This window comes from Anabaena sp. WFMT (assembly GCF_051781005.1).
GTDB lineage: Bacteria > Cyanobacteriota > Cyanobacteriia > Cyanobacteriales > Nostocaceae > Anabaena.
In genome coordinates this window covers 149,262-170,479 of sequence record NZ_JBPWOA010000033.1, presented here as the reverse complement: position 1 = coordinate 170,479, position 21,218 = coordinate 149,262, and the positions used below count along the sequence as shown (strand labels likewise).

Here is a 21,218-nt window from a genome sequence, read left to right as displayed (position 1 = left end):
CTCAGAAAAATAGAATCTGATAGTAAAGTAAATTCCCAAAGTATTTGGGCTAGAGGTGCAAGCCATGAAATTTGATCTACTCAAACCAAAACGTATTTTTTGGGCGAGTGTCTTTTTCCCTGTTATTTTACTTTTTCCTGTTTCGGGTTGGGCTATAACCATACAAGAAGTTCCCAATCCTCGCAAAGATTCTGGTGGCTGGATAACTGATATGGCAGACATCCTCAACGATGAAACAGAAGCCCAAATCAATCAGATGATTTCTGAATTGGAGACAAAAACAGGCAAAGAAATGGCAGTAGTAACTGTGCCAACAACGAGTCCTGCTGCATCACCAAAAAGCTTTGCTACAGAATTGTTTAATTCTTGGGGAATCGGGAAGAAAGGACAAGATAATGGTGTATTATTTTTGATATCAGTAGGCGATCGCCGCGTAGAAATTGAAACTGGTTATGGCGTAGAAGGAATTTTGCCAGATGCCAAAGTCGGCAATATTATCAAAACCGAAATCATCCCCCATTTCAAAAAAGAAGATTTTGCAGGTGGTACGCTGGCAGGTAGCAAAGCATTAATAGTAGTTCTCAAAGCTGATCAAGCATCACCTGACAATCAGGCAATACTTCCAAGCATTCAAACAAACCCAGATGTCACATACTACCTTCAACTATTTATATTATTCGTTACTTTAAGTATATGTGTGATCGTAATGCAAGTACTAGGAGAACTACTGGATAAGATTATCTCATATATATTTATCTCTATCTCAGATCGCCCTCGAAAAATACTTATTGCACCACAAGGGCGCAGTTGTAAAAAGCCAGGGAATTACATTTTTTTGTGTGCTGATTGCAAACAGCCAATGGACAAAGTAGACTATGATACGGTCCAATCATGTCTGAGCGAACAAGAAATAACAGAACAAGAACTAGGTAGTGTTGGATTTCAGGGTTGGAGATGTCCTAGTTGTTCTCAGCAACACACTGGTAATGAGTTTCATGTTGTCGCTATTAAGTATAGTAGCAGTAGCGGTAGTAGCAGTAGTAGTTACGGTTACAGTAGCGGTAGTAGCAGTAGTGGAGGCGGTGACTTTGGAGGTGGTAGTAGCGGTGGTGGTGGTGCTGGTGACAGTTGGTGAAGTACCTACACTAATGCCTTGTATCCGCGTCGTCTGATTAAACCCGTGTTTAAATAAGTCTTACACAGCGTTTCTAGTCTAATAAATCTTATGAACAATCAAGGTAAAAGAGTTCCTGAAGATATTGCTCCAGAAGTGTTAGAGTTAGCCTCGCGTTACTATACCCATCAAAATCAAGGTTATTCAGCTTCGGAGTTAGTAGCCGCAGGTAAGGAAGTTGATATTCCTGCGGAGTTTATTCAGCAAGCCATCCTGGATGTTCAAGCAAAGCATAAACAACAGTTACAGCAACAACAGCAATTAACCCACCTGCGTCAAAAAATTCTGATTGCTGCTACTGGTGTGGTAGCTGCATTAAGTGTCTGGAGTGCCTGGACTTACAATTCTATTCAAAATAGTAACTCCAAAGTACAAGCAGCTTGGGCGCAAGTCGAAAATCAACTCCAGCGCCGTGCTGATTTGATCCCCAATTTGGTGAATGTCACCCTATCTTATGCTAAACAGGAAAAAGAGTTAGTCTCTTTATTAGTGCGATCGCACGAAGCTTATTTGCAAGCGGCTACTCCTGATGACAAAGCTGCTGCAACAGTGCAAGTCAATCAAGCCATTGACCGTTTCCGTGATTATGCCACCATTAATCCCCAATTGCGATCGAGTCAATTATTTACTAATCTTCAGTACGAAATTACAGGGACTGAAAATAGATTAGCTGTAGAAAGAATGCGTTATAACCAAGCAGTGCAAGCTTATAATCAAAAAATTCAAACTTTTCCTAACTTCTTAGTGGCTAATACTCTTGGCTTTGAGAAGAAAGAATTTTTAAAAGCTATAAATATTGATGTTCCCAAAATTCCTGGGTAATGATTCCTGATTTTGGCAAAAAACATCAAAACAAATCAAAACCTACAAAATCTTTAAATCCTGAGCATCCGACTTCTGAATGTGTATTTTAATACGATAGAGAATTGCTTTTTACAGCAAATGCCTAAGTATACACATTAAATGTCATATTTAATTGGGGAAATAGATTTTTATTAAACAATTCACTATAAAATTTAAAATTTAAAATCTAAAATTACTATGGCAAATCTAACTCCTAATTCTAGTTTCAGTGTCACCATGCGTTTGCAGATTCCCAATCGGGTGGGGATGTTAGCATCTGTAACTCAAGCGATCGCTCACAGTGGTGGTAATCTAGGACAAATTGATTTAATAGAGCAAAGTCGCCAAGACTCAACCCGCGATATTACAGTCGATGCAGCTAGTACCGAACACGCTGAAGCTATTGTCCAAGCGGTAAAAGACGTACCAGAAATTAAAGTGATTAGCGTGTATGACCGCACTTTTAATTTACATCGTGGTGGCAAAATTAGTATTACTAGTAGAATTCCTCTGAGGAGTGTTTCTGATCTAGCAATGGCTTACACTCCAGGAGTCGGTAGAATTTGTACTGCGATCGCCCAAAATCCAGAGGAAGTGTACAATCTGACTATCAAACAAAACACCGTTGCTATTGTCACCGATGGTAGTGCTGTCTTAGGATTGGGGAATTTGGGGCCTGCTGCTGCTTTACCAGTAATGGAAGGTAAAGCCATGCTATTTAAGGAATTTGCAGGGTTGGATGCTTTTCCTATCTGTCTAGATACCCAAGATACAGATGAGATTGTCAAAGCAGTGAAGAATATCGCCCCAGTTTTTGGTGGTGTGAATCTAGAAGATATTGCTGCACCCCGCTGTTTTGAAATTGAAAAAAGACTGCGAGCAGAATTAAATATCCCGATTTTTCATGATGACCAACATGGTACAGCAATTGTCACCTTGGCAGCGTTGTTTAATTCTCTGAAACTGGTAAATAAATCAATTGCAGACATTCGGATTGTCATTAACGGTGCTGGTGCTGCTGGGGTAGCGATCGCTCGTTTACTTCGCAAAGCCGGTGCAGAACACATCTGGATGTGCGATTCTAAGGGCATTATATCAACTACTCGTACAGATTTAACCCCAGAGAAACTGGAATTTGCAGTTACAGCCCAAGGAACTTTAGCCGATGCAGTGCAAGGTGCAGATGTCTTTATCGGTGTCAGCGCACCCGGAGTTTTGACACCAGAAATGGTACAAGGAATGAGCAAAGATGCAATTGTGTTTGCAATGGCTAATCCGATTCCCGAAATTCAACCAGAATTAGCGCCTGACAACGTTGCAGTCATGGCTACAGGTCGGAGTGACTACCCCAACCAAATCAATAACGTCCTGGCGTTTCCTGGGGTGTTTCGTGGGGCTTTAGATTGTCGAGCTAGTACGATTACTACGATGATGTGTTTAGAAGCTGCCAGTGCGATCGCATCTTTAGTTAATCCTTCAGACTTGAATCGACAACATATTATCCCTTCGGTTTTTGACCAACGTGTTGCTACCGCTGTTGCTGCTGCCGTACAACAAGCCGCACGGGCAGAAGGTATCGCTCAGAGTTAATGACTAGCCCTTCGGGGCGGAAATAGAGGAAGAAATAGCCCTGATTTTTCAGGGTTTCAAACACCTTAAACTTTCTTGTGGTGCGGGCAGGATGCCCAGCAATCATCTGAAATGTGTCCTTGTTTCACCCCCTTACATTTATGTATGGGGTTTTCCCCTTCCTCTCTGCTCCTTTCCTCTTTTTTGACTCCTCACTGCTGAATTATAATTTGTAAGTTTTTGTCCAGCTTTACCTCTGCCTTTTCATCACACCAACACAGCAAGTTATACTAGAAATGGTGGCAAGTTGAAATTACGCCAATGACTGAGCAACCCAACGCAGACTTATTGAAGACACCGACTGATGAACTAACACCCAAGTCAGATAATGACTCTTGGCAAAACCGCATTTCCGGTGTTGTGAACAAAACCACAGCCAAATTAACCCAACTCCTACCTGTAGACCAAGTGACGCAGACCGTAGGAAAATGGTTTAGTGTCAGTGATGCCCAAGTTGCAGAGATTTTAGAGACGATTCGCGCTGAATTGCCCACTACAGAAGCATTGTTGTTAGGTAAACCTCAAGCGGGTAAAAGTTCCATTGTCCGGGGTTTAACGGGGGTTTCTGCGGAAATTGTCGGACAAGGATTTCGTCCCCATACTCAAAACACCCAACGCTACGCATATCCTTCCAATGATTTACCGTTGCTAGTTTTTACAGATACGGTGGGATTAGGAGATGTAAATCAAGATACTGAAACAATTATTCAAGAATTGATTGGTGATTTACAAAAAGAGACTACAGGGGCTAGAGTTTTAATTCTCACAGTTAAAATTAATGATTTCGCAACTGATACCCTGCGACAAATTACTCAAAAGTTGCGTCAACAATATCCAAATATTCCTTGTTTGCTGGTGGTGACTTGCTTACATGAACTTTATCCACCAAAAACAGATGATCATCCTGATTATCCCCCAAATTTTGCGGAAGTTAACCGAGCTTTTACTGCGATAAAAGAAAATTTTACAGGTTTATATAATAGTGCAGTTTTAATTGATTTCACTTTAGAAGAAGATAGCTATAATCCTGTATTTTATGGCTTAGAAGCACTGCGAGATAATTTAGCTGAACTCCTCCCTGAAGCAGAAGCAAAAGCAATTTATCAGTTATTAGATCAGCAAGCGGGTGAAAAACTTGGTAATATCTACCGAGATGCGGGAAGACGGTATATTTTACCTTTTTCGATTATGGCAGCTACTTTAGCAGCAGTGCCTTTACCTTTTGCAACTATGCCTGTTTTAACGGCTTTGCAAGTCTCAATGGTGGGATTATTGGGTAAATTATATGGGCAAACGTTGACACCATCTCAAGCTGGGGGTATTGTGAGTGCGATCGCAGGTGGTTTTTTAGCCCAAGCCATAGCACGGGAGTTAATTAAATTTATCCCTGGTTTCGGCAGCGTAATTGCTGCATCTTGGGCAGGTGCTTATACATGGTCTTTAGGTGAAGCTGCTTGTGTGTATTTTGGTGATTTGATGGGTGGGAAAAAACCTGATCCTCAGAAGATTCAAGCAGTCATGCAAGAGGCTTTTGAAGGCGCAAAAGAACGGTTTAAGGAAATGAAAAGTTAGATTTTTAGTAAAAATGTACTATATAATATCAACTTAAATTATAATAGTATGTGTGAGTTACCCTTTTGTAACTTGCTAAAAAAGATAGTTTCTTTTAATTTGCGAGTCTGAATATGATTGATTGTCTCAATGCGGCTCGCTACTTCATTGCGAGAGCCTACGAAGACAGTATGGAAGCAGAGATGACTAATATGAAAGTTCAGAAGCTTTTGTATTATTCACAAAGCTTACATTTGGCGATGTACGATGAACCGTTATTTGAAGAGGAAATTCAAGCATGGCGATATGGACCTGTGTGTCCTCCTGCTTATAAGTTGTATAGCGAATTTGAAGCTAAACAATTACCTATTCCTAGTCAAGAATTATTGTTACAAATTCCAGATGATAAGAAACAACTTCTTGAAGAAGTCTGGCAATATTTTGGAGGTTATCACGCCTATAGACTTAGTAATATGACTCATTTGGAGTTTCCTTGGAAAAAAGCTCGCAAGGGTTTACCACCTCAAGCAAGCTCAACGGAACCGATTTTGCTGGAGGATTTGAAAGCATTAGGTCATCAGAAATTAGACTTAATAGAACGTGATCATCCTGCATATCAAAGTGTAATGTCTGAAGTTTTGAAAGAAGCTTGTACTTCAAAATCATCAACTAGAATTAAGAAAGGAGAAGTGCGTGACTGGCTTAACTCCCTTCTCGATTGAAGAATCCGATAATTTCAAGCGTTCTTTCAAAAAACTGAGAAAAGTTCACGGGGATGCTTTTATTGAGTTTGTTGTAGAGGTATTAGAAGATTTAATTGTTGATCAGTATCCTCCAAATTCACGCCAAGAACCTTTACCTGGTAAGATTGATTTACCTGAAAAATGGACGTTTCATAAACTGGAATTGAGGTTTGCTAAGGGTGCTTCTGGACAAATTAGACTGATGTATTTAGTCAATGAAGAAATTTGTATAATTAAGCCTGTATGGATTTATAGTCATGAACAGTTTACAAAACGCCCTGCCGATGCAGATTTAAAGAGCATTATTAGAGAAATATTAGATTATTAATTTCGGCTATCTTACTTATTTATTAATAACTCATTTAATGCTTCATGAATGACATCATCACTCACACCATGTCGTTTTAAACTAGCAATTAAAGCATTAACTCCATTATTTTCTAACTTTTCTAAATCTGCTCTCATTTCTTGCTTAATGTATGCACAAATTAACGATTGATAAACAGAAAAACCAAGCATGGCTGCAAGTTTTTCCAATTTTTTTACTACGTCTTTTGGCATTTTTAGAGTAACTGGAATCATGGGAGGATTTTTTTCTAAATTTCCACAAGTAAGACAGATTCCTAAATCACTAATTACGTTACCAGGACACCGTTCATCATTACAAACATGACGATTACAATCACGACGACTAACTTCACTAGTTTGATCACATACAAGACAGTAAAGTGTGGTTGTATTTGCTCCTTTAGGTTTCATTTGTGCCAATTTCGGAATTTCCTCAAAATCTTCACCATAATTGCTGAATAGTTCAAATGCTTTGTAGCAATGTGGGCAAATATACCAAAATTGTGTCTTATCACTAATACCAAAATACTTTTTTACATATCTAGGTTCTAATAGTTTAATTATATACTGAATTTCATAAGTTACACGTTTCGTAATACCAGCATTTATTAAATTCTTATCTCTTTCAATCATTTTTACATTCGGGTTATTTTCAAGAAAAGTTTTTCGAGTTTTAATCCATGAATGCTTCCCAATTAGGTGATCGCTAATTTCCAATATATTAAGCAACAAATCCTTATATTCTATATCTAAATTTTTTGGAACAGAGTGAATAACGGTATTTCGCTTCTCTCTAAGATTTTCAAATACTATTTTAAATTCAATTTTTAATGGAGGATTTATGAAGTCATTGTATATTTTAATTAGCTCACTTGCGTCAATTGTTTTAATTTCGCTAAAACTTACATTTTCATCTTTTTGCAATTGGCTTTGCCAATCTTTTGAGAGTATTAAGCAAGGGTTTTTTTTAGCTATATATCCTTTTAGAATAAATTCATTACCTTGCTGAATCAGTGCAAGAGATGTCGAAAGATGACGTTGTACTTTTTTCCAGTATTCATTGTCAACTTCTACATTATCTTGTTCACCATTTTCTATTTCTGAATTAGCTTTTATGATTGCGTAATCTTGTAATAGATATAATATTGTTTCCCAAGCAATATTGAGAAAATCAGTACCTGATGCTATGAAATTAGCAGATAAATCATCAGGACTTGGAATATCTTTAATCATAATATGAGTTAAATAAATGTTATAAAAGCTGAGTGTATCATGAGTTGATGGCTAAAAATTACAACTTCACAGATTTTATTAAAAAAATTGATAATTAATTTCAATCCTTTATATTCATCATTCTTATAAATTTATTCTTCTACACCCTCTCCCTCGCAGGTGGCACAATACCAAACCTATTCAACCCCTCATCAATATCTCGTAAAATCTGAAAATCATCCTCCGGTAAAGGATAACTATTACTATTAATTAAACCCGCACTGGGGTATTTTTCCAAAAAAGAAAACGCTTTTCTAAATTGCTGTGGTTCGGCTTTAATAGGTGCATCAAAATGACAGGGAATTATCCATTGAAAATCCCATTTTGCCACTTTATCAGCCCAATTTATTGTTTCCTGGGGTGCGCGGTTGAGTATTAAACTCTGTAAAACTGGGGCGACAAATATCCGTCCATCTCCCCTTAACGCTTCATAAGACCTTTCCCAGCCTTGTCGCCATTGGAAGGGGAAAAAGCCAAAATATGCTTTTCTTGTGCGTTCTGGGGCTTTGGAGGCATCACGGAAGACATCTTTCAATTTAGGTACATCTAACACACTGGGTTGGAAGTACAAAGCAAATAAAGTCACACGTTGCCATCCTTTACAGCGATTGGCTTGGGTATCAGCTACGATGTCATAAGCTTTGTCTTTTGCGTGGTATAGCAACGGATAGGGGTCAAGTTGTACGATCGCAGGTGGTTCTGCTGGTACAGAAACTATGGTATCTGTAAGTAAGAGAGTGTGCGATCGCTTGTGGAAAAAAGCCACCTCTGCAAACTTACCAGGACCTAAGTCAATTGCTCCCAATATGGCATAATCAAAATCATCTGCAAAAGGCGTTTCCTGGCTATCTTCCGGCAATATCTGAGTGCGTTTAGCAGGTAAACCCAACCAACTCAAAGGCAAATTTAGCGGAAAACTCCATTGTTCAGGTGCAACAAAAACCTGTGCATTAGTAAAGCATCTCGCAAATGGTCCGACAAATACTTTATGTTCTATCCCTGATATAGTCGGCAAAATAATATACTTAACATCACCGTGTTCTGCTACCAACTCATTTACTAATCGGATACATTCTTTAGTTGGAGCGACAGGTGCATAAACCAGCAAACCGCCATTTTCTAACTTTACCACCGTCATGCGAATTGGCACAACCACATAGAAAACCCCCTGCATTTGGTCAAAAGTCCAGATGGTATCCTTTATCACCATCCTGCGGATAGTGCGACGTTTACCGTAAGGATAAAGGGGGACAACAGGCCAGAACTTCCATAAATAGTCCTGGGGGTTGACGTTTTCTACATTGATTGTACCTTCACCTTGAGTCACTTTGCTAACCTCCCCCAATACCTGATGCTCAAATTGTGATTTGCACTCTTGAATTTGGAGTTTAGCAAATTATTGGTCTAATGATTTAACTTTGTCATAAATCAAAGTTTTCAAAGAGTTCCTTGTGGATTTCACTTTGTCTGAAAAATATTCTGCACCATCTTTTTCTCAGACTTAGCAGCAGCATTATCTAACTCTGCAACTTCACCATCATTCAAAAACCAACCCAAAGTACCAAGATTCTGTTGTGCTTGTTCCAAATTTTTAGCACCAGGAATGGGAATTGTACCTTTACAAATACACCAATTAATTGCCACCTGAGACATGGTTTTATTTCGACTATTTGCTATTGACTGCAAAGTGCCTAAAATACCTTGAATCCCTGGTAATATCTGCCTAAATAATATTCCTCTCACACCTTTAGGAAAATTACCATTTTCAGAAAACTTACCTGTTAATAAACCCAAAGCTAAAGGACTATAAGCAATTAATTTAATTCCTAAATCATCACAAACTGATTTTAAACCTAATTCCGTCACTGGATAGGTAGATAATAATGAATATTGTACTTGCAAAGTTTTAATGGGTATTCCCCTTTCCTGAAATCTTTTATGCACCCATAAAAGTCGTTTTGTACCGTAATTAGATAATCCTACACCCTTCACCAAGCCTTGTTCATATAAATCTGCCAAACCATCTAATAAACCGACTTCTTGCCAAGGTGCATAATTAGCTGTAGACCAGTGCATTTGCACCAAATCGACATTTTTACCCAAACGTTTTGCAGAAGCATTACAAGCAGATATAATCGACTTTCTTGTCCATCTCCAAGGGTACGCAGCCAGTTTGGTAGCAATGCAAATATTGTTTTTATTTATCCCGTCGTATTCTCTTGCAAAACGCCCTAAAAGCAATTCACTACGTCCGTTTAATCTTCCTGTTCCGTAGGAATCACCAGTATCAAATAGGGTGACACCATTATTTACACACAGGTTAAACACCTGTTGCAATTGGTCATCCATACTTTCATTGTATCCCCAGAGGAGTTGGTTTCCCCATGCCCAAGTCCCGCAACCCATATTAGGAAGAGATAATGTTTGGTTAGTTTGCATACTAAAGACGTTTTCAAAGTTCTCTAAAAACTCATTATCAGGCCATACTGACCTAAGTTGCTAATTATGCTTTAGCAGCTTTATAGGCATAATAGTACAAATAAACTAGCTAGAGAATTAAGTAACTATGCCAAACTAATTGGGGATTTTCAGTATTTTTTTCCGGTAGCAGCAACCGCCAAGTTTTACCTTCTCGCTGAATTTGCAAGTAAACTTCAAAGGGTTTTTGCGGTTGAGTGAGTTGTCGTTTTGGTAATTTAACAGTTAAGTCATAAGTTCCGCGCACACGGTAAGCGGGTAAATTTTCAATCGTTAGCGGTTGCTGTTGAGTAATTGATAGTCCTTTAATATTGAATTTTTGGAAGTCTAGATCGAGCTTTTGATTAAGCTGCTGTTGGGTTTGTTCTAGCTGAATTGCGATCGCTTTTTGCACTAATTCATAAGTCGGTAGCAACGCAATACTGCTACAAGCTGTTAAAAACACCAAAAGACCCGTCAAAACAAAACGCACCATGTTTTTTGTATTACTACTCTCCACCGTTAGTATAGTGGTATATTTTTTCAATTTTCTAGCCGCTAGATCAAAGTTGAGAATATTTGGAAGCTAGTTGTTAATATATCAAACTCTGATTTGTATACCTAAACCTCTTTTTTCATGAATAAATCTCAATATGTATTTTGCTGCTTTGATCACTACTTATAATTCCAATTAAACTTGGTTCATATCTAAACAAAATCTGATAAACCAGAAAAATCTAACTATAGGAAGATTATTAAAATAAATATGAAGAGTTATCCTGGTGGAGACTTAATGGAATGGAATAGAATAACTTTTTAACCCATCCAATTAAAACTGAATTAAATTTAAGTAATAACAAACATTATGTATAGTTTTATTTTACAAAAGACGAGAAATAAAATTTTAAAAAAGATTGATACAATTCCCTTTGTGCGACATCGATCTGAACTTGCTTATCAAACAGAAGTAAACAAACATATTCCCAACTTACCTACTCTTTCAAACAATGATCTAGATTTGGTTGATAAAATCCACCAGGAAGGTGTTTTCATTACTTCATTAACAGACTTGAAAATTCCATCTACTCATCAATTTTTTCAAGCTGCACAAAACCTTATGCCCAAAATACAAAAACATACTTCTGATCATAATAATAAATTTGCTATTCATGCTAGTTCTCAGCAAATTATGGATTATCCAGAGATATTTTTGTGGGGACTAGAACAACGGTTATTAAATATTGTCGAAAATTTTCTTGGTTTACCAGTAGCCTATCATGGTGTATATTTTCGTATAGATATTGCCAATCAAGTAGAGAAAGGCTCAAGACTATGGCATATAGACAAAGAAGCCAGAAATGTATTAAAAATCATAGTTTATTTAAATGATATTGATGAAGAAAAAGGTCCCTTTCAATATATTCCCCAGTATTTAACCTTAGAAATAGTTCAATCACTCAGATATAAATCTGGCTATATTCTTGATAAAGCTATGCAAGAGGTTACATCTACTACAAATTATCAATCATGTTCTGGTTCTGCTGGCACGGTAATTTTTGCTGCTACTGGTAGTATGTTTCATCGAGGTAAGATGCCTGTAAATGGAGATAGATTTAGCATCTTTTTTGATTACACTCCACGACTAAAAGAGCATTCATTTTATGGTGCATCATCCTTACCCTATAAAGATTTACTTTTACTAGCAGAAAATCTTTCAGAACCACAAAAAAAATGTATTTTTAGATAAAAAATTATTTTTTATCTAGACAAGAGCCTAATATACCTTTTTTAGATATTGTTATTAACAATATTTTAAAATTTATAAAATTCGATGATTAAATTATTGGCTGAAAAACGCCCAAGCTAAAAACCTTTCCGTGTAATATAACGCTAATTGATTACTAACACCATTAAAAACGGCATCAAAAGCGTGTTCAGCCCAAGGAATTTCTAGAAAAACCGCAGTGTTACCGAAGTCATGTAAACGTTCATACATTTGCCTACCAAATCGAGCTTCTACTAAATGATCTCGACTGCCATAAATTAATAAAGTTGGTGGTAAAGAACGAGTCACGTAATTTATCGGTGAAGCAATTTCATACTGTTTGGGAAATTCTTCCAAAGAACCACCAATAAATGTTCTTAAAACAGAACGGGTATCAATAGGATCTGGTTGTGGCGGCGATTTGTATCCTTCAGTTAAATTAACAGGCCCATAATAATTTACCACAGCCCGGATAGGTGGTGCATCTGGTTGATAAGCTGCCAACATTGCCAAATGCGCTCCTGCAGAACGTCCTAATAATACCATACGTTCTGAATCTGCTTCATATTCAGCAGCGTGTTTACGAATAAAATTAAGAGCCGTATTTACATCTTCTAACTGATCTGGAAATTGATATTTTGGAGCGTGTCGATAGTCAATAGCAAATATCGTATATCCACGACTGGCAAGATATTGATTAAATTCAGAATTGGCACGAGGATTACCCCTTTGCCAAGCTCCACCATAAATTACTACCAGCACGGGGTGTTTACCCACTTTTAAGGGTTGATAAACTTCCATTTCTAACGGCACTCCTGCCGGATTAGCAAAAATAATCCCTGTTTTATGAATAGTTTTACCTAAAGAGATACCCCGGAAAGTATTAACTAAACTAAAAGGACTAGTTTGCATTTTAGAGCTAATTTCAACGGGAATTTTGGCTAGATAATCTGCACCAAGTCCTTGTTGTATCGCTTGTTTCATCTGCATTTGAGTCGTGGTTATATTCACTAGCACCAAGGAACAAAATAACAACCCTATCAAGCTAAAAATAGAGGCTATACGCTGTATTTGACGATGATGAATGCATAAAAAAGAAAGCAAAGCAGAAAATAAATTTAACATCAACAACCACGGACTAACTTCTGGCGCTCCCACTCCTAGATTAAGTAAAAACATATTCGGAGCAGGAATAATAATCCAAGCACTGAGAAATAGACTAGAAAAACTCAGTAATAATACCAGCCATGATAAAACTATTCGATTTTTAGAAGACATAGAAATTGACACACTTAACATCTTGCACCATTTTCAGCGAGCTACCTGAAGCACGGGGACTGAATTCCCAGTCTAATAGCTCACTCAAGTCCATTAAAACGAACTGAAATATTCTCTCAATTGTCTTTAGAGGACGTTCGCTATCAAATCCTTACTATTGATTCTGAATAGCATAGCGTGACGTCAGTCGTGGTGGTTTTTGGCGCTTGTGTGTAGATCGTAACCCTAGAAAGGGATAGGCTTTGAATTTTTACTCTGAAAAAACTGTAGGTTAGGTTGAGCGATAATGGTTTTGAGTCATGCCTGAATAGGAAGTTTTGCGAACACGCAGTGTCTCCCCAAAATACTTCTACTCAACCTAACTGACATCGTAGACACCTATGCCGATTTCTTTTCCCTGAGACTACCACGCATTTCGGCTTTTTGCTTACCAGCTACTTCCAGATAAGCTAAATCTTTCATTTTGCTCAAACAGCTAGGTGCTAAATGACCATCAGACCTTTTCTCTGTAGCTGATTTGGCAATTTTTAGATTTTCATTGTTTTGAGAGTTTGATCTACTCATGCGGGAGTTTTCTTTGAGTAGCCGATTATAAGTGCGGTAAGGAATGTAATGCAAAGGATTATAACCAACAAACCGTAGCATTAAAACACAAGCCCATGAATACTTACCAGCCAGAATTGCTTCTAATACTTGATCAAACTGTTCAGGATTAATTTTCTTATCTAAGTTGTTACTACTGCCAGAAATGTCTTGATTCATAGTGAGTGTTAGTTTTATTTGAATAAAGTAAACTAGTCCAGGTTCTTCAAGTGCTATTGACAAACTGCAATACTAGTCCACCACACCAACATTGATGGGTTCACAACAGCAAGATAATTGATATTCTTCCTGTGCGTACTTGCACCCAGCAGTCATGGTTTGGTTGCTTACTAGTCTTGAGACAGATGTTGAATTAATTACAGGAATATATTCGTAATTGATTAGTAGCGAATGTTGAAAAAATAGATAAACTTTCCAACAGGCACAACCAGAAATTTCTCAACTTAACAGCGGTTCCCGTAACTCCCAGTGGAAAAAGCTATTCCTAAAATGGCTCTGTTGTTTTCGCTGCGTATAGATGCTATTGAGCCAAGTTTTAGGTTGAGCAATTTTGGCGACTAACTGGGTTTTTTTCTGTACGTTTGGGAGCAACTTCAATAAATAAACTTTCAAAGCTAATGCCCTTGGGGGTGCTGGTTCTGCTCTAGCTATAATCACTCCAAGAGTTTGAGTCTTTGAAGAAGTCTGAGATATCCCAGATGTGATTTGCTTTACCTGGGTGTGACTGACTTGTAAAATCTTTCCTGTACACACCCAAACCACAACTGTGGGCAAAAAATCTAGCTTACTCCACCAAACTAAATACAGAAGGACTGAGATAACTTCTGTTTGAAAGGATGTTGACCTGTTGTCTGTATTTTTAATTGCTATGTCACTACTTTTAGTTAGGACTGATAAAGTTACCGTTGGTGAAAGTACGGGACTTTCTTCAATGGATGCCTGACGAGAATGCAAATCAGAGATTTTGATCTCTAAAATACTTCGTTGGCTTGGTGTTTCGACTGCATTTGACCTGATGATTTGTTTCATGACCTGACCTGTGATTGAAAACCTGACTGTTTTTAATCAAGTCTGTGTACTGCGTTGATGTATTGACCCTGTTGTGCAGTTTTGTAGCTTAGTGGCTTTGGTTGTTGATGAAGACAACTGCCATTAGTTACGTCTCGACTGTGGCTTTTGCTGATTAGTGAATGAAAGGTAAATTTTTACCTTCTTTCTGTAATTTAGCGGGCTGAGTAGATGCAGTTGTGTCCTCTAAAAATTTCACAACCTTTAATTCAATAGATGACCCTTGGCTATTATTGTATAACTTACCGCTGAAAATTAGGAAGTCTTTTCAGTAAAGCCTCATAATTTTTAATTGCACTGAGAAGATAATTCATATGGGAATCTCAAGACCTACATTCGTATTTATACTATTTTTTGTCGCTAATGTCATCTGCCAATTTGGCAGGCTTATAAGTTAAATTTACTGAATATCTCCGAATGTTCATTTATGCGTTGTGCAACTTTCACTTTTGTCCCAGATTTGTCAAAAAAATGAGGGGTGTCACCCCTCATTTTATGTACTTAAAAACTTTAATTGTGGTTACTTTTTTAGCAATTATTAGGATTAACTGTTTTTTGAAAACCTTACCAGTAAAGACTTTTGACGGCTTCTGTAAAAATGAAATTTGCTTTTTTTATAAAGATTAGCCGTAATAGTTTAGTCATTATATATTGTTATATGTTTTTCTTTGAAGTCTTATCTGAAAATAGTTACAGCCACACCTGTATTCAATAGAGTCTGGTGAAATAGGAGTAACATATTACAAGGTAACAAGTCAACTGATTCTGTTATTAAGTTGTTTATGATACTATTTTATGATATGATATATAAAGGATAATTGTCACACTCAAAGTATATGAGAAAACACTTATAAGCGGATGCGTTAACAACAGAGTTAGCTCATTAAAGTTGTATGCAATAATCTAATTAAAACGCTAATTTGAAGTTAAGCGCAAATAAATACTTCTGGAATTATTGTTTTGATAAAATTTATAATTTTTGGGAATAAAATTAACTAAATTCAGTGAGATTACAGTTGCTATTTTATTTTTAATAAAGGCGAATTTAATCGCTTAATTATGATTAGTTAAAAATTGATACTTTGATTTTAGAGAACAAAGTTGATAAATGCGAGCTTGGGTCTGTGATGCTAATATGTCAATTTTGATTTTTAAACAACAATTGATTGCCAATTAGCAATCAAAGGGTTATAATATAAGTCCTGATATAATGAACTGCCTGTCTGTGGGTTAAGAGTGCTACTACCTGTGAACCTGACACAATTAATTAAGACAATCGCTGCGGCTGCTAATTTTTCATTTTTCTAAATTTCCTTTAGATGACGTTGTCATAGAAGGTGAGAAACTAATATGTCGGATTAAGAGTATTATTTTACACCTTAAATTCGATTTTTTTGTACAAAAATTTTATAATCATAGCTTTTGTTGAGGGGATAGCGGATATTCATGATCTTTCTGACCTAAAACCGTAATAAGCGTATAGTTTCAAACAGGGTTACTGAGCATGAAATCTTTCGACTCTTATCCATTACTTAGTTTTTCTATGGATTCCGGAAATAACCGGAAAATAAAGTTACAGTTATTCGGTAATGGGGAAGAGTCGCCGCACTCGTGTTAAAAATTTAAGTAAATTGCCCAAATAGCCATTGCCCGGAGATAAGTACTGGCACGAAAAGTACCAGCCGATGTAATTGCTTCTGGAGTACGGAATTGCAATCCATTGTCATAAATTTGCTGCACTACAGCCTGGGTTAAGCGCATTGCTTCATTTTTCATGCCCATCTGTAGGAGAAAAGCTGCTAGTCCAAAATTGATACCTGTCCATACTTCTAGGGGATGGGTAGCTTGAGGATTTTCTGGTGAACCATCAGGACGAACGCCGTTAGCAGCACCAAATTGACCATTACAAAACTTTACAAAACAAGCATCATAAACTGTTTGCAAAGCTGAGAGGGCGTTATGGCTGGGGACAATATCCGGTAAACCCAGTAGTCTGGCGTAGAATTGCCCACACAACTGATCTGCCATAACTACATTAGAACCACTTTCACTATCCAAGCGGTAATATTGCCCATTCCAAAGCTTTTCTTGATAAATAGGTAGTGATTGCTGTAACCAAGATTGATAAATTGATTTTTGCGATTGCAATTTCTCTGTGTTTTCTGCGCCTTTTATAGTGAGCGAAGTCGAACTACTGCGGTTTGTTAAAATATCACTAATTGCGATCGCACTTTCCAAAGCCGCCAACCACAACCCACCACAATAAGCACTCACACCCTGTAACCGCCAATCATCAAAGGTTTGGTCAGGTGCGCCCGAATTTTCGGGTATACCATCACCATCTAAATCAAAGGTTTTCAGATAATCGAGAGTCTGCACAATTGCATCCCAACAATCTGCCAAAAACTCCACATCCTGCCCACCTGTAAAGATAAAATCTCGGTATACTTGCAAGACAAAATCGCTACCTAAATCCTTCCATAAATTACAATCTTGATAGCAGGTGTAATTGGTTTTTTCCCAAACGTGTTCATTGGGTGCGCCTAAATCATGTGGAGTTGCGCCGGCTACTTTGCGGACTGCTGTTGTCGTGTCTGCCCCGATTGTGTAGTAATAGCCAATTACCCGTAGATGGTCATCACTGTGAGGTATTGCCCGTGCAAAGGCGCGAATCACTGATTTTTCCAATTCCGGGAATAACATCAGTAAAGCAAAAGAACCATACAACCTGACATCTAAACTTTCATACCAGCGATAATCTAAACATTCTAATACTGCAAACTGACCGATAGGATCGATTTCTGAAGCTGCACTCCAGAGAGTTCCGCCACTGGTAAGGTCGTAAAGTTCGTTAAATAACGCCATTTTGAACCATTCTGGCAAATCTTCTCGTCCGAGAATGGGATTTTGCCAAGTTAGGATGTGCGATCGCCAATTTTGATATTCTTGTAATCCAGTAGTCGCAATTTTCCCCGCATTCTCCCCATTGCGTCCAAAAAAGTCTGTATATCTGCGGTAATAGTTAATTCCTGCCGAAAATTCTGTAACTGGAAAATCCCAAGCCAAAGTAAAAGGAATCTCCAGAGTTTCTCCTGGTTGGAGAGTAAAACGGACAGCAATTGCTGCGCCTAAACGTGTATTTTCGTCTGCGGGAGTTGCATCTTGATCATTAGCCAAAGATCCATCTGTTGTAAAGCTTTGCCATATATCCGCACCTGTCCCTACTGAATGCCAACGGGTATGATAAAATATTTCCACACGGGGATGTTTTGGCGTAGCAATACACCAGCTACCATCACCTTCCTGGACAGGTTCACCACTAGCTACCCGACCTAAAAAACAACTGAAGTGTTCTGTATTTTCTGCTATCTGGTTGTAATTACCTTGACTTGCACCCAAACGTGGCTGATATTCATAAACCGGACTACCATCATCCCGTATCTGCACTTCTGGCGATTTCAAAGCATTAGTAAACCAACCCACCATATTTTCCCAAGTCAGCATAATGCTAAGAGTAATAGGTGCATTTGTAGGGTTGTGTGCTTTCCAAATAAATACTGCTATAGGGTAACTAGTTTCTTGATAATTATTTGCCCAAATAGGGGAAAATTGCTCACAAGTTAGCTGAGTTTGGAATACATTTTCATAAACAAACCAACTACGAGGGTATAAAGCATGATATTTCCCGGTTTCCTCTGTAGTGCTAGATGCTGGATACCATTGCCACGTTTTTAACGTTCCATCTTCTGGGGGTTGGGTAGATAAAGCGTAAGCTTTACTACTTGTACCCGTTGATTCAAATACACTAAATTGACAAGCGGGGAAGGTGTTGAAGATATGTTCACCACCGTCAATGTGCCACAAGTTAAAATCTCCCCGTGATGAACGACCAATACAACCTGCACCAAAACCACCAAGGGGCATTCCGTGCCAAGGTCCGTCATCAATATTACTAGCGTAACGAACGGTATAGGGTTTGTCCCAGCCTAAACCAATGGGACGGTTCCAAGTACAGGATGGTATTTGCAGGGTGGTGGGGGTTGTCATTTATGTTCAGATATCACTGGTTGACGCTAAGGAAGAGTAGCGCAATGTGTGATTTTGATCAAGTTGTTAGAAACCCCCACCCTGTACACAAGTTATTTTTTACATCTTTACTTACTACTCAATACTCAATACTCAATACTCAATACTCGGTACTCGGTACTCAATACTCAGTACTATTTTGGTGATGTATCACTGTCTTCTAACTCAGTGTTACTATCTTTGACTCTGCGGATAGGTAGATTGGCAATCAAGGCTGTAGTGCGCTGATTGCTTTCTAGGGAAAATTCCAAACCATCTGTCTCAATTTCCACATAGCGACAGACTATTTCCAAAATTTCTTGGCGCATTTTTTCCAAGGTTTGGGGATCTAAGTCAGCGCGGTCGTGGGCTATCACTAGTTGTAAGCGACGTTTAACTTGAGTGCGACTGGTATCGGGTGTGCGAACAAAAAGTTTTTCTAAAAGTTCAAGAATCATTGCGGCTAGGTCTAAGGCGAAGACTGGAAAATGAGTTAAACGATCTTTGTCCACAACAACTTCCGCAAACGCGAAAAGATGTTGTCGTTGGATGAGTCAAGCTCAAGGAATTCGACAGTTTGCCCTTCTAACCTACGAGCAATGTTTTCAAAGGCTACGGCTGCTAAAGAGGGGGTGTCTGATAATACTAAAGGTTCACCACGGTTAGTAGAGACAATGACACGCTCGTCGTCAGGGATTACCCCGATTAAAGGGATGGCGAGAAGTTCCTGAACATCTTGCACAGACATCATATCATTTGCTCGTACCATTGCGGGTCTGATGCGGTTAATTATTAAATGAATCTTCTTCACTCCTTGTGCTTCTAATAACCCCACTACTCGGTCAGCATCACGAACGGCGGAAATTTCAGGAGTGGTGACAATGAGAGCTTCTTTGGCTGGTGCGATCGCATTTTTAAATCCCATTTCAATACCTGCGGGACTATCAATCACCACATACTGGTATTTTTGCGCCAGTGCATTTACTAGCAGCTTCATCTGTTCAGGAGTGACTGAATCTTTAGTGCGATTTTGGGCAGCTGGCAAAAGTACAAGATTTGGTTGTCGCTTATCTTTAACCAAAGCCTGTTCTAGCCGACACTCTCTAGCCAGAACTTCTACTGCCGTATAGACAATCCGGTTTTCTAGTCCTAATAGCAAATCTAAATTTCTCAAACCAAAATCCGCATCAACCAAGGCAACTTGGCGGCCTATTTTGGCTAAAGCCATGCCTAGATTTGCGGAAACTGTGGTTTTGCCCACTCCTCCTTTACCGGAGGTAATTACAATAATGCGAGTCATAATAGCGATTGCGCTCGAATAGGGTTCAGCAAATAATACTAAATATTTAGAGACTCTGATTAATTTTACTTAACTGACTGCGAGAAAAATCAGTAGCTTTAGCGATGCGAATTCCTTCGGGTGTGATATGTGCCACTTCCGCGAAAAATTGCGACGGAGATTTTTCCGGCGCTCTAGCTACAGCATCTGCAATCCGCAATTGGGTTGGTTCCATTTGCAAAGCCATGATTAGACAATCACGATTACCCCCCGCACCAGCATGAGCAACACCTCTCAGACGACCCCAAACCAGAATATCTCCATCTGCGACTACAATACCACCAGGATTGATATCTCCCAAAATGATGACTGTTCCAGGATGACGAATTTCTCCACCAGAACGGACTGTCATTTCTAGATAGAGAGCATCTGCTTGAGGTTTGGAGGTAGCTTGGAGATCGGCACTAAAGGAAGGTTGTAGCTGTATTTGTTCTACAGAATAACCTAAAGTACAAGCTGCGATCGCTGTTTGCCTCCGACTAGTAGCTACAGATTTTAGCTGAAGTTTGACTTCATTTAAAGTTTCCGCCAGTTCTTGCAGTTGCCTAGTATCTAATAAGCGGTCTTTTGCTAACAGATGTACTGTGGTATTAGGAGTCCGCAAGCGATCCCCAGCATTGAGCCGCTGTCTCATTTGTTGCCAAATCTCTGACCAACTAATTTCTGAAGCAGTTACTTGAGATTCAGTTGGCAAAATTAATAACAGTCTTCCCTCCTCAGTTTTTAACTGAACTTGGATATGATTGAGCTTCTGTTCTGGTAATCCTAGCTCATTGTTATTCAAATCAGCCAAGTCAAAATTAATTTCTATATCTGTAGCAGCACTTGACTCTACATTTGTAGCAGTAGAATTAGCTTGTAAATAGTTAAGAACAGAATTTAACTCCCCATTGGGGATAATAGAATTACTATCTCCATCATCAACAGCAGTATCTGCCTCTATATCGGCAGTTTTGGCAGTTTTTTCCTCTAGTTCAGCTAGTTGAGAGATTAATTCCACATCAGGGTGTGCAGAATTTGACTCCGTTTCCAAATTTTCTGGGGAGTTAGTAGAATCAGAATTCATTGGTAATTGGTAATTGG

Annotated in this window: 18 protein-coding genes; 7 read left to right on the top strand and 11 right to left on the bottom strand. The window is 38.4% G+C overall.

Features of this window, described 5'->3' with window-relative positions:
- The first annotated feature begins 64 nt into the window (after positions 1-64).
- The 6 genes from ACSQ6I_RS22370 to ACSQ6I_RS22345 all read left to right on the top strand — a co-directional run bounded on the left by ACSQ6I_RS22370 (position 65) and on the right by ACSQ6I_RS22345 (position 6,268).
- Complete coding sequence (locus tag ACSQ6I_RS22370; RefSeq protein WP_438892458.1) at positions 65-1,135, top strand: TPM domain-containing protein; 1,071 nt, start codon at positions 65-67, stop codon at positions 1,133-1,135.
- A gap of 90 nt (positions 1,136-1,225) precedes the next feature.
- The gene (locus tag ACSQ6I_RS22365; protein ID WP_438892457.1) at positions 1,226-1,996 is read left to right on the top strand and encodes a LemA family protein; all 771 of its coding nucleotides are present in this window, start codon (positions 1,226-1,228) and stop codon (positions 1,994-1,996) included.
- A 219-nt stretch (positions 1,997-2,215) separates the two neighbouring features.
- Positions 2,216-3,607 carry a malic enzyme-like NAD(P)-binding protein gene (locus ACSQ6I_RS22360; RefSeq protein ID WP_438892456.1) on the top strand — a complete coding sequence of 464 codons (1,392 nt, stop codon included), beginning with the start codon at positions 2,216-2,218 and terminating at the stop codon, positions 3,605-3,607.
- Positions 3,608-3,907: 300 nt separating this feature from the next.
- Complete coding sequence (locus ACSQ6I_RS22355; RefSeq protein ID WP_438892455.1) at positions 3,908-5,218, top strand: YcjF family protein; 1,311 nt, start codon at positions 3,908-3,910, stop codon at positions 5,216-5,218.
- Positions 5,219-5,331: 113 nt separating this feature from the next.
- Positions 5,332-5,919, top strand: a complete 588-nt coding sequence (locus ACSQ6I_RS22350) for a Panacea domain-containing protein (RefSeq protein WP_438892454.1) — start codon at positions 5,332-5,334, stop codon at positions 5,917-5,919.
- Complete coding sequence (locus ACSQ6I_RS22345; protein WP_438892453.1) at positions 5,891-6,268, top strand: hypothetical protein; 378 nt, start codon at positions 5,891-5,893, stop codon at positions 6,266-6,268. Before ACSQ6I_RS22350 ends, ACSQ6I_RS22345 begins: the two co-directional genes overlap by 29 nt.
- A gap of 11 nt (positions 6,269-6,279) precedes the next feature.
- Here ACSQ6I_RS22345 and ACSQ6I_RS22340 read toward each other — a convergent pair whose 3' ends face one another.
- The 4 genes from ACSQ6I_RS22340 to ACSQ6I_RS22325 all read right to left on the bottom strand — a co-directional run bounded on the left by ACSQ6I_RS22340 (position 6,280) and on the right by ACSQ6I_RS22325 (position 10,513).
- Positions 6,280-7,521: a hypothetical protein gene (locus ACSQ6I_RS22340; RefSeq protein ID WP_438892452.1), complete on the bottom strand. Its 1,242-nt coding sequence runs from the start codon at positions 7,519-7,521 to the stop codon at positions 6,280-6,282.
- A 139-nt stretch (positions 7,522-7,660) separates the two neighbouring features.
- Entirely contained in the window at positions 7,661-8,887 is a 1,227-nt protein-coding gene (locus ACSQ6I_RS22335) for a DUF4336 domain-containing protein (RefSeq protein ID WP_438892451.1), read from the bottom strand.
- Between the two features lie 131 nt (positions 8,888-9,018).
- Positions 9,019-9,999 carry an aldo/keto reductase gene (locus tag ACSQ6I_RS22330; protein ID WP_438892450.1) on the bottom strand — a complete coding sequence of 327 codons (981 nt, stop codon included), beginning with the start codon at positions 9,997-9,999 and terminating at the stop codon, positions 9,019-9,021.
- A 109-nt stretch (positions 10,000-10,108) separates the two neighbouring features.
- Positions 10,109-10,513 (bottom strand): hypothetical protein, encoded by a 405-nt coding sequence (locus tag ACSQ6I_RS22325; protein ID WP_438892449.1) that lies wholly within the window; start codon positions 10,511-10,513, stop codon positions 10,109-10,111.
- Positions 10,514-10,882: 369 nt separating this feature from the next.
- Between ACSQ6I_RS22325 and ACSQ6I_RS22320 the strand changes: the two genes are divergently transcribed.
- Positions 10,883-11,764 (top strand): 2OG-Fe(II) oxygenase, encoded by an 882-nt coding sequence (locus ACSQ6I_RS22320; protein ID WP_438892448.1) that lies wholly within the window; start codon positions 10,883-10,885, stop codon positions 11,762-11,764.
- Between the two features lie 93 nt (positions 11,765-11,857).
- On the opposite strand, the gene ACSQ6I_RS22315 is transcribed toward ACSQ6I_RS22320, so the two are convergent.
- The 7 genes from ACSQ6I_RS22315 to minC form a co-directional block, all read right to left on the bottom strand.
- Positions 11,858-13,060 (bottom strand): alpha/beta hydrolase, encoded by a 1,203-nt coding sequence (locus ACSQ6I_RS22315; RefSeq protein WP_438892447.1) that lies wholly within the window; start codon positions 13,058-13,060, stop codon positions 11,858-11,860.
- A gap of 378 nt (positions 13,061-13,438) precedes the next feature.
- Positions 13,439-13,822: a HetP family heterocyst commitment protein gene (locus ACSQ6I_RS22310; protein WP_015213169.1), complete on the bottom strand. Its 384-nt coding sequence runs from the start codon at positions 13,820-13,822 to the stop codon at positions 13,439-13,441.
- Positions 13,823-14,101: 279 nt separating this feature from the next.
- On the bottom strand, positions 14,102-14,692 hold the full coding sequence (locus ACSQ6I_RS22305) for a hypothetical protein (protein ID WP_438892446.1): 591 nt from the start codon (positions 14,690-14,692) through the stop codon (positions 14,102-14,104).
- A 1,653-nt stretch (positions 14,693-16,345) separates the two neighbouring features.
- Positions 16,346-18,778 carry a GH116 family glycosyl hydrolase gene (locus ACSQ6I_RS22300; RefSeq protein WP_438892445.1) on the bottom strand — a complete coding sequence of 811 codons (2,433 nt, stop codon included), beginning with the start codon at positions 18,776-18,778 and terminating at the stop codon, positions 16,346-16,348.
- Positions 18,779-18,951: 173 nt separating this feature from the next.
- Positions 18,952-19,254 (bottom strand): cell division topological specificity factor MinE, encoded by a 303-nt coding sequence (gene minE, locus ACSQ6I_RS22295; protein ID WP_438892492.1) that lies wholly within the window; start codon positions 19,252-19,254, stop codon positions 18,952-18,954.
- A gap of 35 nt (positions 19,255-19,289) precedes the next feature.
- Positions 19,290-20,096: a septum site-determining protein MinD gene (gene minD / locus ACSQ6I_RS22290; protein WP_015213165.1), complete on the bottom strand. Its 807-nt coding sequence runs from the start codon at positions 20,094-20,096 to the stop codon at positions 19,290-19,292.
- A 46-nt stretch (positions 20,097-20,142) separates the two neighbouring features.
- Positions 20,143-21,201 (bottom strand): septum site-determining protein MinC, encoded by a 1,059-nt coding sequence (minC, locus tag ACSQ6I_RS22285; protein ID WP_438892444.1) that lies wholly within the window; start codon positions 21,199-21,201, stop codon positions 20,143-20,145.
- Positions 21,202-21,218 lie beyond the last annotated feature (17 nt).

What these genes read in the sequence shown, in the direction of transcription:
- ACSQ6I_RS22370 (WP_438892458.1), top strand. Translation starts at nt 65, where the DNA reads ATGAAATTTGATCTACTCAAACCAAAACGTATTTTTTGGGCGAGTGTC.
- ACSQ6I_RS22365 (WP_438892457.1), top strand. Translation starts at nt 1,226, where the DNA reads ATGAACAATCAAGGTAAAAGAGTTCCTGAAGATATTGCTCCAGAAGTG.
- ACSQ6I_RS22360 (WP_438892456.1), top strand. Translation starts at nt 2,216, where the DNA reads ATGGCAAATCTAACTCCTAATTCTAGTTTCAGTGTCACCATGCGTTTG.
- ACSQ6I_RS22355 (WP_438892455.1), top strand. Translation starts at nt 3,908, where the DNA reads ATGACTGAGCAACCCAACGCAGACTTATTGAAGACACCGACTGATGAA.
- ACSQ6I_RS22350 (WP_438892454.1), top strand. Translation starts at nt 5,332, where the DNA reads ATGATTGATTGTCTCAATGCGGCTCGCTACTTCATTGCGAGAGCCTAC.
- ACSQ6I_RS22340 (WP_438892452.1), bottom strand. Translation starts at nt 7,521, where the DNA reads ATGATTAAAGATATTCCAAGTCCTGATGATTTATCTGCTAATTTCATA.
- ACSQ6I_RS22330 (WP_438892450.1), bottom strand. Translation starts at nt 9,999, where the DNA reads ATGCAAACTAACCAAACATTATCTCTTCCTAATATGGGTTGCGGGACT.
- ACSQ6I_RS22325 (WP_438892449.1), bottom strand. Translation starts at nt 10,513, where the DNA reads ATGGTGCGTTTTGTTTTGACGGGTCTTTTGGTGTTTTTAACAGCTTGT.
- ACSQ6I_RS22320 (WP_438892448.1), top strand. Translation starts at nt 10,883, where the DNA reads ATGTATAGTTTTATTTTACAAAAGACGAGAAATAAAATTTTAAAAAAG.
- ACSQ6I_RS22315 (WP_438892447.1), bottom strand. Translation starts at nt 13,060, where the DNA reads ATGTCTTCTAAAAATCGAATAGTTTTATCATGGCTGGTATTATTACTG.
- ACSQ6I_RS22310 (WP_015213169.1), bottom strand. Translation starts at nt 13,822, where the DNA reads ATGAATCAAGACATTTCTGGCAGTAGTAACAACTTAGATAAGAAAATT.
- ACSQ6I_RS22305 (WP_438892446.1), bottom strand. Translation starts at nt 14,692, where the DNA reads ATGAAACAAATCATCAGGTCAAATGCAGTCGAAACACCAAGCCAACGA.
- ACSQ6I_RS22300 (WP_438892445.1), bottom strand. Translation starts at nt 18,778, where the DNA reads ATGACAACCCCCACCACCCTGCAAATACCATCCTGTACTTGGAACCGT.
- minE (WP_438892492.1), bottom strand. Translation starts at nt 19,254, where the DNA reads ATGATTCTTGAACTTTTAGAAAAACTTTTTGTTCGCACACCCGATACC.
- minD (WP_015213165.1), bottom strand. Translation starts at nt 20,096, where the DNA reads ATGACTCGCATTATTGTAATTACCTCCGGTAAAGGAGGAGTGGGCAAA.
- minC (WP_438892444.1), bottom strand. Translation starts at nt 21,201, where the DNA reads ATGAATTCTGATTCTACTAACTCCCCAGAAAATTTGGAAACGGAGTCA.